This is a genomic window from Sporosarcina sp. P25, from assembly GCF_002743235.1.
Taxonomy (GTDB): domain Bacteria; phylum Bacillota; class Bacilli; order Bacillales_A; family Planococcaceae; genus Sporosarcina; species Sporosarcina ureae_B.
This window is the reverse complement of record NZ_PDYV01000010.1, coordinates 104,731-114,922: the sequence shown is the minus strand read 5'-3', so window position 1 is coordinate 114,922 and position 10,192 is coordinate 104,731. Positions and strand designations below refer to the sequence as shown.

Below are 10,192 nucleotides of genomic sequence, written 5' to 3'. Positions count from 1 at the left end.
GTATCCTTTTTTTCTTCCTAAAACATAAAAATCCAATACAAAAAAAGAACGGACCCGACAAGTTTCATAGGGTTCGTTCTTTTTCAATTAGAGGAGGGTTTTGTCCCAGCCTCTATTTTTTTATGAAACGAGGAATGATTATGGTCGGCTTGCTACTAGATGTCATCATTCTACTTGCATTTATTGTGTACGGTATCGCACTTTGGCAAGGTAAAGGCGCATCTATGCTTTCGGGATACAATACGATGTCCATGAAGAAAAAGATGCAGATTAATGAACGTGCGTTATGCAAATTTATGGCGAAAATTATGTTCGCTTTAAGTTTTTGTGTCGGACTGTTCGCAGTAAGTGAACTGCTGGAGGAAGATATATATTTCATAGTGGGACTATCACTTTTCGTGGCCGTACTCGGTTTTGCATTGATCTATGCGAATACAGGAAATCGATTTAAAAAATGAGGTAGGTGTTGAATACTGGTAGAAGACGTGGCATTTACGAGATTGAAGTTATAGGCATACCGCTTCTTTGTATGCTCTGCGGTGGTACCGCGTCATCTAAGCGATAATAGTTTAGTTTATATTTGGGCTTTTAAACAAACAATAGTATCACAGTATTTGAAAACGCTCCGTAACAGGATGCGTTTTTTCTTTCATTACGAAACTTCTCCAATTTGCTCCATCATGTCCAGTACACTATTTAGGAATGCACCGATTTCTCCCATATGATCTTCAGTTAATTTCGGTTTGAAATGAATGTGGATCCGATTCATGAACCCTTGCTCTGTTTGCTCATGACGGAAGCTGAGTGTTTGCGTGTAACTAATATCGTTTTCCCATACAGCACGAAGGATACTCGCGATTTCTTCACATTCGCTATCTACATCTTGAATGAAAGTGCGAACGAGTAATGTGAGCGTACAGCCCGGCTCTGCATTTTCAACTTCCAGTATTTCATTCGCCAACTCCTTAAGTGATGAATTCAGCGTAAGATCCACGATGACTGACGGATAGCCAACTTTTGCAAAACGAATTGTAAATTCCCTTGCCATCACCGCTAAATCCAATTGATCTTTACGATTTAAGATATGTACTGCTTGTTCCAAGTTATCCAAATCATACACATGGTTCTCAAATGCAACTTTTAAGTTTTCGAATACAGTTGGATCGTACATGGCCTGGCCTCCTTATATCTCGTATGTATATTTTAAAACAATCTAGCCACCATATGTGCAAACTGGGAGAGGAAGTTATGTATATGACAAACAAAGATGCGTCGATTGCAGAATTAAGCACCGAGGATTTACATGCACTGAATCACTTGGAGGAAAAATTAGGTGTGACACTTGTTGCGTATGAGAATAGTACATCACCCAAAAGGAAATAGTGGTAAAGTGGTACTTTCACGGAAAGTACCACTTCCTTATTTAAGATGTAAATTAAACACAAACCGTTGCTAATATTTTTTGAATATCATAAATAGCTTTATCTTTTCTAAACTGTTTTTCAATCTGCGGAGTCTGTGAACTTGATATCCAGATTTTTAATTCTGCATCCATATCAAATGTACCTGCAGTTTCTACACTATAATGAGAGATGCTTTTAAAAGGCACTGAATGGTAATCCACTTTCTTTCCTGTCATGCCTTGCTTATCAACTAGAATTAATCGCGTTTTCGTAAATACGATTAAATCGCGTACGAGCTTAAAAGCCGCTTCCACTTCTTCGCCATCTGCTAAAATCAAGTGCAGTTCTTTCTTCACGTCTTCATTGTTTACGACGGAAGCATTTCCTAAAAGCGCATCAAATAGTCCCATGCATGTATTCCCCTTTTCGATATAGTTTTGCCCTCAACATTACCACACACTTAGAAATCCCTTCATACTTTGTGATAGTAATTACTTCTACATCATGCGAATGTATGCAGTCTGAATAGTTTACCATGTCACAGTGGAATTGGATAGAATAAGTAAAAAGCTATTTCATTGAAAATCAAACAGGCTTTTTCTATGAAAAGTTTTGAAGAATTAGGTAGAACTTTTTTCACTGTCTTCCGCTGATGAAGTCATGCAATTTATCAAGAGATTGGATCGCTAATTATATGTAATGGACCACTCTTTGGATCTAGATGATTCAATGAGTGGTTTTAAATTTTCCAACTTCGTTTCGCTAATTAAATATCATGCGAACTCGCTCCTCGTTTGGTACACTTAGATATGTAGTAATTTTAAAAAGGGAAGTGTTTTAATGGTTGGACGTAATGACCCATGCCCATGTGGCAGTGGTAAGAAATATAAAAAGTGCTGTGAACGAAAAGATGCGGTGACTGTTGAAGATTTGTTGACAGATGAAATGGAGCACTTATTGCAAACATTTTATGATATTCATCCTCAGCGACCAGATATACCGGCGTTCGTGGAATTTGCTAATACATGGAAGTCTTCCTTGAATAGTTATTTACCACAAGAAATGATTGAAACGATTGCGCTTGATGAATTTTTCTTCCATCAGCGGAGAGATATTTGGGATGACTATGTTGCAAAACAGAAGAAAAAACACGTTCGCCCATCTATTCTTGAGTTACTTGATAGATGGTCAGAGCCACGTGTATTTATCGGTGAAGTAACAGCTGTCGGGGATACATATTTAACAGCTACAAGTATCCTAGGTGATGAGACGATTGAATTGTGGAAAGAAAGTGATAAACCTGTTCCAGTAGGTGTGCACTTCTATTGCTTCATACTTTCCGATGGTACGTCTGAAGGGAATTATCTAGCAGTATCCAGTTTGATCTTCTTCCCGACTGATCATACGGAAGCAATCAAACAGTTTGCTAAAACACTTGCGGATACAGAAAACCCTTCACTAAAAGAATCCATCATGAAATTCTGGATCGCGCTTGGTGAGAGTGGCTATACCGGAGATGAGTTTACCGAATTTGAAGCAGGCGTTATAGAGTCAGCTAATGCATTTTTACAGCAACATGACCGAGAATCGAAGGCTTTGCTTGAAGTGCTTGAAGATTTCTTAGTAGATGAACAGCCAAAGGCACGTAAGAAACTAGCGATTGCGGCAGGCGCAATCCGTTATGGTCAAGACCATAATTATTTCACGCCGCTTGAAATGACACTAAAAGAGATCGCAGAAGCATTCGATGTTTCTACTTCTTCGATGAGTAAATACGCGAAGGATTTAGCAGAATATGCTAGCGACAAAAATTAATTGAAATAAGGAGTTACGACCATGGTAATATCACATTCCCGTCTATCAGATGCATGGGAAGCGTATCAAGATGTAGATCTACACGGTAAACAGGTCCTATCAAGCATAGAATTCACGACGACATATTTATGCAATATGCGTTGTGAACATTGCGCGGTTGGATATATGCTACAACCGAAAGATCCACAAGCACTACCAATCGAACTGTTGCTGCAAAGATTGGATGAAATTCCGCAGTTGCGAACGATTAGTTTAACAGGTGGCGAGCCGATGTTCTCGAAGAAATCCGTCGAGCAGTATGTCGTACCGCTACTGCAGTATGCGCATGCGCGCGGCATTCAGACGCAGATGAATTCAAACCTTACTATGCCTTTTGAAAGATATGAATTAATTGCACCGTATCTGAATGTCCTGCATATTTCACATAATTGGGGTACAGTCGATGATTTCATCGATGGTGGATTCGCCCGGATGGAACGCAAGCCACCACGTGAACGTCGTGCAGCACAATTCGTACGTATGATTGAAAACAGCCGAGCATTGTCTGAAATGGGTGTTATGGTATCAGCGGAGACTATGCTGAATCGCCGAACATTGCCTCATTTACAGACGATTCACGAACAAATCGTCCATGAAATGAAATGTGGACGCCATGAAATACATCCTATGTACCCTAGCGATTTCGCTTCTTCATTGGATGTGCTCACATTGGACGAAACACGTAACGCGATGTTCGATTTGCTAACCTACCGTGATCCGCAAACTTGGATGCTATTTGGAACATTGCCATTTTATAATTGCAGTAGCGATGCAAGAGACCAAGAATTATTTACGAAACTTGCGGCAAGTGAAAATGTCACTGTACGAAATGATCCAGATGGGCGTTCCCGGTTGAATGTCAATATGTTTACTGGAGATGTAATCGTGACCGATTTCGGAGATGTTCCGCCACTTGGAAATATTCAAACCGATCATTTGGTCGATTTATACGATAAATGGCAACAGCATCCATTAGCGAAAAGTGTCAACTGTCACTGTCCTGCTGTGCGTTGTCTTGGACCGAATTTACTTGTGAAAGATGCCTATTACCCAGATGTAGACTTTTTGAAGCGACAGCAACAATAATATAGATGAGAAAAACCACGTATGGCTCATAGTTGAGTCCATACGTGGTTTTTATTTTCCGAAGCCTTGGAAATGTTCATCAATAGCTTCTTGGAATTTTTCTGATGCTACTGCTTCTTTAATTGCTAGTGCAAAATCCTTCTCACGGTCTTCGTCTCTGACCGCAACGATATATTGCAACTCTTCACCTAGCTGTTCGTGCGCAAGAGCATCGTCCAATTCCATTTCATTGACCATAATATAATTGTCCGGAATAATTGCCAAATCACCGCTTGCCATTGATGGGATCAGCTGAGCAATCAAGATGGGCTGGATGTTCAGGTTTTTCGGATTACTGTCAATTTGTTTTTCTGTAACCGCATAAGTTGGTGCTTTTGGATCTAATGAAATTAACCCCTGCTGTTCAAGGAAACGAAGGGCTCTTGCCGTGCCTAGTTCATCATTTGGAATAGTAACCCATGAACCATTTGGAATATCATCCATCGACGTCAACGAGTTGGAGTATAAGCCAAGACCCACACTCGGAACTTCCGTCAATGCTACTATCGGCAAATCATATTCTTCGTTAAACTGTTGAAGATTAATTTGTTGTTGGTTGATGTTGGCATCTATTTCGCCATCAGCCAACGCTTTATTCGGTTCAATTAAATCTACGTACGATTCGACTTCAACTTTGTAACCTTGCTCTTCAAGTGCCGGTTTTAGTGCCTGGTCGATGACTTTTGCATAAATTCCTGCTGTCGTGCCAATCTTTATTGTTTCATTGCCGCTGGTTGGACTGCACGCTGTCAATAGCAACCCAAAGATCGTCATCAGACCGAGTACTTTCATTTTCATCTTCAAATCGTTCCTTTCAAAAAACTGCTATCTTCATCATATTCGCTGTGATTTTTACTGTCAAATCAAATCTTGCAATTAAAAAGATGTGCAACAGTGTACACATCTTTTTGCTCGCTATGTAATTTTACCAGACTGCCGGTTTTTGTACCATAAGCCAAAGCATCACCATCAGCAATCCAATATAGATCCAGGCAGTGCGTTGCAATTTATTGACTACTGCTTCTCTGTCATTGCTTGGTTCATGGAATCTTTTCAATACAGAGGAGAAACCAGTTGCCAAGAAGAATCCAGACAGCAACATGACGCCTATTGTGAGAATAACCCACGATGTGTGCCATGGCCATGGACCAAATAGAATTAATAAGATCCCGGACACAACAAGCACATGACCTGCATGCATAACGAGTCGGATAATGACTCGGATAAACGCCAGATAGATGTCTTCTGCTTCTGCTTTAGCAGTGCGCAGCCGGCGTATTAATGGCAGCAGGAGAAATAATGGTCCTACTGAAATTATAGCGGATACTACGTGTGCAAAGACAATCGCTCCGTAATAAAAGTTCATTTAAAAGATTATTTCTGAATTGGGCTATATTCGTGCACCCAAACTTTCATTTTAGGAAGCCAAGGCATTTTGTCGTGGATCGACAACATCGCCTGTTTATATTCTTCAACTGTTTCATGACCTTCAGATTTGGCATCTTCTTCTGTTAGTTCTCCGAGTGTTTGTTCATACAACTTCTCAATCTTGTACTCTTTGCCTTCTAACGTCATAATTTCGCCGGGGTATGCATAGACACCATTACGTCTAGTAGCCCACTTTTCACCGTTAAGTACTTTTTGTACGTCTTCTGGAATGGTTACAAGTCTTTCAATCGAACAAGTTTTTTTTGGATAATTTGTCATGCTAACACTCCTCTTGGTTGGTTAATCTTTCACTTACCCTAGTGTAACCTTTTTCAACAATGAATTACAGCTTTTACTTCCCATTAAAATACCCTCCTCACCGAAGTGACGAGGGAGGGCAGTTATTTTACTTCTACAGTATGTTCTTCATGCTCGTGTATTTCTTCATTTTCGATATGGATAATTACTTGATAGTTGCCTGCTTTAGGGAATTGATAGTTCGCTGTATATTCACCCGGCTTGGATTCATCCGTATCTACCCATGTGGTTTCTTTCTCTGCAGAAATGATTTCATAGCGGACTTGTGCCTTTATTGCTTCGCCATCAAGCTGCGCATGTGTCATCAACTCTGTATCTGTCGCTGCTTTTGCTGACTCAGGTTGCATGAAGTGAAGAGAAAGTCCTTCTACTTCAGCGCCATGTTCATGGGATGGATCTTCTTGCGCACTTTCGTGTCCATCTGATTGATCACTAGCATCTCCGATTTGAATTTGCTTTTCAGGCATGACATGCATTCCGCGCGCAGTCACGTGAACCTGTACGTGATATATACCATCTGACTCAAATGTATTTTCCGCTGAATAAATACCTTCTTTATCATTAGTTGTTTCTACGTGAATGCTGTCTTCTTTCTTACCTTCTTCCCAGATTTCATACTCCACTTCTGATGCGTCATCTACGTTTTCTTCACCTTGTGTTACGTGTGTAGTAATGGTCACCGGTTCATTGACATTTCCCTTTTCAGGTACTGTAAGTTCTACTTCAATTGGGTCAGGTAAAACAGCTTCCGTCGGTACCTTATCATCTTGACCACATCCAGCGAGTATACCAATCAAAGCCGTGCTCATTGCAAACATTCCAAAACGTTTCATCTTTTCATTCTCCTATCTATTCGTTTAGCTGTTATGATTATAAAATATGATTACGAAATTTCAATGAAGTTTCGACAACTTATTGAAACTTCATGTGGATTTCACATCTTTTCTGGAAAATTAGATTGTAGAGATTTTATGAAATGAGGCGTATTGAATTGGGTTACCAATTATTAGTCATTGATGATGAACCGCAAATGCGTGAGTTAATTCGTGTGATTCTGGAAGATGCAGGATATACCGTAATAGAAGCCAGTGACGGTTTACAAGCTTTGTCGATCGTTAAGCAACATTCTATAGATTTATGCATAGTCGATGTGATGATGCCCTATATGGATGGGTTTACATTTGCAGAAGAGATGAAACGTACTTCCACAATTCCTCTGATTTTCCTATCTGCACGGGGCGAGGAATGGGATAAAGTACAAGGTTTGAAGCTTGGTGGTGACGACTATATCGTCAAGCCTTTCTTACCAAGAGAACTTGTGGCGCGAATCGAAGCCGTCTTACGCAGAACATACCGCCATAATCCCGATCCTTTAGTATTACAAGCAGGTCCACTTACCATTAATGAAGACTCGTATACCGCACAGCTCAACGGAGAAACTTTAAGTCTAACTTTGAAGGAATTTGGCTTGCTTTTGTTGCTAGTCAAACATAAAGGACGTGCATATTCCCGTGAACAATTACTTGAATTGGTCTGGGGTGACGATCACCAGAGTAGCGAGCGTACAATCGATACACATATCAAAACACTTCGTCTAAAACTAGGAGACGCAGGTAAAATGATTGAAACGGTATGGGGGATCGGCTACAAGTTAGAGGACACTGAATGAATAATTTGAATCTAAGCAAAAAAATGATGATTGTTTTTCTAGGCAGCATCACCTGTACCATATTGTTTTCATTCTTCTTCATTCATTACTTGTATACCGACTTATATAAAGAACAGATTAAAGAGTCGATCATGTATCAAGGGAATCGAACAGCTTCTCATTATCATTATGGTGAGCTAAGTGATTCGATCATCGAAAAAATTCAATGGTATAACATCGTGTCGGAGTATGAAATCATCGTCGTAGATCGTCTTGATGATTTAACGTCCTATTTCCCTTATCAAATCGATTATCAATCACTCGTCAATGAAAGCGACGAGAAAATACTAGAAACGGGTAAGCCTGTTATGAAAGAAGGCTACGTGGATGAACTGAAACGTGAAATCTTCGGTGGGATTTTCCCTATTAAAGGAGAAAACGGACTGATCGGCTTCATTTATATATATGTTCCGCTCGCTGCAATCCAAGATGTGTTCCATGACAGTCTTCCGATTATGTTACTTGTAGGCAGTATTTTCTTCATTGTTCTATTTTTGTTTTTGCAACGTGTATGGCGTTCGTTATTCGAACCGTTACAAACATTGCAGACCTATTCGGAAGAAGTATCTAAAGGTGATTATTCGAATCGACTCAATACAGGACGGACAGATGAAATAGGAAAACTAGCGACTGCATTCGATTCAATGAGCCGTTCTCTTGAAGAACAAGATCAGCGTAAGAAAGATTTCACATCAAATATTGTACATGAGCTTAGGACACCTTTGACGTATATTAGTGGCTACGCGCAGCTTTCTCGCGATAAAATCGACTCGTCTCCTGATGATGTAAAACAATACTTATCAACCATCGAGAAAGAAACTGAACGCCTGAAGAAGCTCATACATGATTTAGTCGAGCTGAATCATTTAGAGCAGGATGTGTACACATTGGAAACTGAACCGATTGCGATCGCGCAATTACTGTTGGATACATTGGAATTATTTGTGATCCGGTTACAGGATAAAGATATTCAGTTGCGCACATCAATTGATGAGGAATTGATTTTGGAAGGCGATCCTAAACGATTACAACAAGTTTTTTATAATACGATCGATAATGCTGTAAAATACGCTGAACAATCTATATCTATTCATCTTATGGCTAGTAAACACGGTGTACAATACCGCATCGCGAATGACGGCGTGACCATCGGAGACGAAGACGTAGATCAGATTGGAGAACGTTTTTTCCGTACCGATAAAGCAAGAACTCGCACAACAGGTGGCACTGGGCTTGGCCTGTCGATTGTCAAAGAAATTGTGCGGTTACATGAAGGGACATTCACGATTTCCAATGAAACAACCGAAACCATTGTGGTGATTGAATTGCCAGAGCAAATGCGAAAGGAGTGAAAGAAGTTGAAACGTTTGATTCCTTTTATGTTGTTGCTCATAGTATTCGTCAGTGGTTGCAGTGAACCACTTGAACGTGGGAAACAAGTCCGGGAATTCACCTTTACGGATCAGCATAATCAACCATTTAGTTCCAAGGAGCTTTCTGGTTCACCCTGGATTGCAGACTTCATCTTCACGAATTGTACAACCGTATGTCCGACATTGACGAGTGAGATGGCAAAACTACAAGCTGAATTGAAAGCTCGGGATATCGAAATGAACTTCATTTCGTTTTCTGTAGATCCTGAAAGCGATACACCTGCAGTATTGAAAGACTATATCTCAAACTTCACTGATGATGAATCCAACTGGCATTTGCTGACGGGCTACACGCAATTAGAGTTCGAAGCATTTGCGCGTGAAGAGTTCCAGACTTTTGTACTGAAGCATGAATCATCTACTCAAGTTGTCCATGGCACGAATTTTTATTTACTGGATTCGGAAGGCTATATTCTTAAAGAATATAATTTCTCAAATGAATCTTATAAAGAAGAATTATTGGCCGATTTAAAACGCATGAAAAAATAGCCGGGGTGCGTGACGGATTTCGTCCATTCCGTTATACTAGGATAGGAAAGCAGGTGTACGTGTTGGATTCTCGTTATTGGAAAGCCGGTTTTTTTACTGCATTGAGTTCATTTGTTCTACTCATTTTAGGCGTACGGACAGTCCTTGGACATGACTTAGTTGTCAATAACTATTTGACGTTTGCAGTGTTCGGCCTAATGGTCGGCATTGTCAGCTCCCTTTTATTATTCTATGAGCTATCCATTGCATTCAAAATGTTCATGGTCGTTCTTGTTCTAGCATTTGCCGAGATGTTCCGCAGCTTCCTGATGATGGATAATGAATTCTCGGAGGCAATCGGGATTTTATCTTTGTTCATTATTTCATCTTTCGGACTAGCCATCTCCATTATTGTACAGTTTATTGTAAAGTTAGCTCGCAAAAACTAAAAACCG

General features: G+C 40.1%; 14 protein-coding genes. 8 read left to right on the top strand and 6 right to left on the bottom strand.

Features of this window, described 5'->3' with window-relative positions; all coding sequences use genetic code 11:
* Positions 1 to 140 precede the first annotated feature (140 nt).
* Positions 141 to 458, top strand: a complete 318-nt coding sequence (locus CSV70_RS10565) for a DUF3784 domain-containing protein (protein WP_233191804.1) — start codon at positions 141 to 143, stop codon at positions 456 to 458.
* A gap of 194 nt (positions 459 to 652) precedes the next feature.
* Here the strand turns inward: CSV70_RS10565 and CSV70_RS10560 are convergent, their stop codons facing one another.
* Positions 653 to 1,171, bottom strand: a complete 519-nt coding sequence (locus CSV70_RS10560) for a hypothetical protein (RefSeq protein WP_085131311.1) — start codon at positions 1,169 to 1,171, stop codon at positions 653 to 655.
* Between the two features lie 83 nt (positions 1,172 to 1,254).
* Here CSV70_RS10560 and CSV70_RS16765 point away from each other — a divergent pair, with 83 nt between their 5' ends.
* Positions 1,255 to 1,383 (top strand): hypothetical protein, encoded by a 129-nt coding sequence (locus CSV70_RS16765; protein WP_255397430.1) that lies wholly within the window; start codon positions 1,255 to 1,257, stop codon positions 1,381 to 1,383.
* A 52-nt stretch (positions 1,384 to 1,435) separates the two neighbouring features.
* Here CSV70_RS16765 and CSV70_RS10555 read toward each other — a convergent pair whose 3' ends face one another.
* On the bottom strand, positions 1,436 to 1,813 hold the full coding sequence (locus tag CSV70_RS10555) for a PH domain-containing protein (protein WP_085131312.1): 378 nt from the start codon (positions 1,811 to 1,813) through the stop codon (positions 1,436 to 1,438).
* 430 nt (positions 1,814 to 2,243) lie between these two features.
* Here CSV70_RS10555 and CSV70_RS10550 point away from each other — a divergent pair, with 430 nt between their 5' ends.
* Both CSV70_RS10550 and yfkAB read left to right on the top strand, forming a co-directional pair.
* Positions 2,244 to 3,218: an SEC-C metal-binding domain-containing protein gene (locus CSV70_RS10550; RefSeq protein ID WP_099628732.1), complete on the top strand. Its 975-nt coding sequence runs from the start codon at positions 2,244 to 2,246 to the stop codon at positions 3,216 to 3,218.
* Between the two features lie 21 nt (positions 3,219 to 3,239).
* On the top strand, positions 3,240 to 4,343 hold the full coding sequence (gene yfkAB / locus CSV70_RS10545) for a radical SAM/CxCxxxxC motif protein YfkAB (protein ID WP_099628731.1): 1,104 nt from the start codon (positions 3,240 to 3,242) through the stop codon (positions 4,341 to 4,343).
* A 51-nt stretch (positions 4,344 to 4,394) separates the two neighbouring features.
* On the opposite strand, the gene CSV70_RS10540 is transcribed toward yfkAB, so the two are convergent.
* The 4 genes from CSV70_RS10540 to CSV70_RS10525 form a co-directional block, all read right to left on the bottom strand.
* On the bottom strand, positions 4,395 to 5,180 hold the full coding sequence (locus tag CSV70_RS10540; RefSeq protein ID WP_099628730.1) for a MetQ/NlpA family ABC transporter substrate-binding protein: 786 nt from the start codon (positions 5,178 to 5,180) through the stop codon (positions 4,395 to 4,397).
* A gap of 127 nt (positions 5,181 to 5,307) precedes the next feature.
* Positions 5,308 to 5,748, bottom strand: coding sequence for a hypothetical protein (locus tag CSV70_RS10535; RefSeq protein WP_085131316.1), 441 nt, complete (start codon positions 5,746 to 5,748; stop codon positions 5,308 to 5,310).
* 8 nt (positions 5,749 to 5,756) lie between these two features.
* Complete coding sequence (locus CSV70_RS10530) at positions 5,757 to 6,089, bottom strand: ASCH domain-containing protein (protein WP_085131317.1); 333 nt, start codon at positions 6,087 to 6,089, stop codon at positions 5,757 to 5,759.
* Between the two features lie 122 nt (positions 6,090 to 6,211).
* On the bottom strand, positions 6,212 to 6,961 hold the full coding sequence (locus tag CSV70_RS10525; RefSeq protein ID WP_085131318.1) for a FixH family protein: 750 nt from the start codon (positions 6,959 to 6,961) through the stop codon (positions 6,212 to 6,214).
* A gap of 158 nt (positions 6,962 to 7,119) precedes the next feature.
* Here CSV70_RS10525 and CSV70_RS10520 point away from each other — a divergent pair, with 158 nt between their 5' ends.
* The 4 genes from CSV70_RS10520 (at position 7,120) to CSV70_RS10505 (ending at position 10,186) form a co-directional block, all read left to right on the top strand.
* A complete protein-coding gene (locus CSV70_RS10520) occupies positions 7,120 to 7,797 on the top strand; it encodes a response regulator transcription factor (protein WP_369822355.1) in 678 nt (225 codons plus the stop codon).
* Positions 7,794 to 9,188, top strand: a complete 1,395-nt coding sequence (locus CSV70_RS10515) for a sensor histidine kinase (protein ID WP_099628728.1) — start codon at positions 7,794 to 7,796, stop codon at positions 9,186 to 9,188. Before CSV70_RS10520 ends, CSV70_RS10515 begins: the two co-directional genes overlap by 4 nt.
* Before the next feature lie 6 nt (positions 9,189 to 9,194).
* On the top strand, positions 9,195 to 9,758 hold the full coding sequence (locus CSV70_RS10510) for an SCO family protein (RefSeq protein ID WP_085131321.1): 564 nt from the start codon (positions 9,195 to 9,197) through the stop codon (positions 9,756 to 9,758).
* A 62-nt stretch (positions 9,759 to 9,820) separates the two neighbouring features.
* The gene (locus tag CSV70_RS10505) at positions 9,821 to 10,186 is read left to right on the top strand and encodes a hypothetical protein (RefSeq protein WP_143560413.1); all 366 of its coding nucleotides are present in this window, start codon (positions 9,821 to 9,823) and stop codon (positions 10,184 to 10,186) included.
* Positions 10,187 to 10,192: the final 6 nt, after the last annotated feature.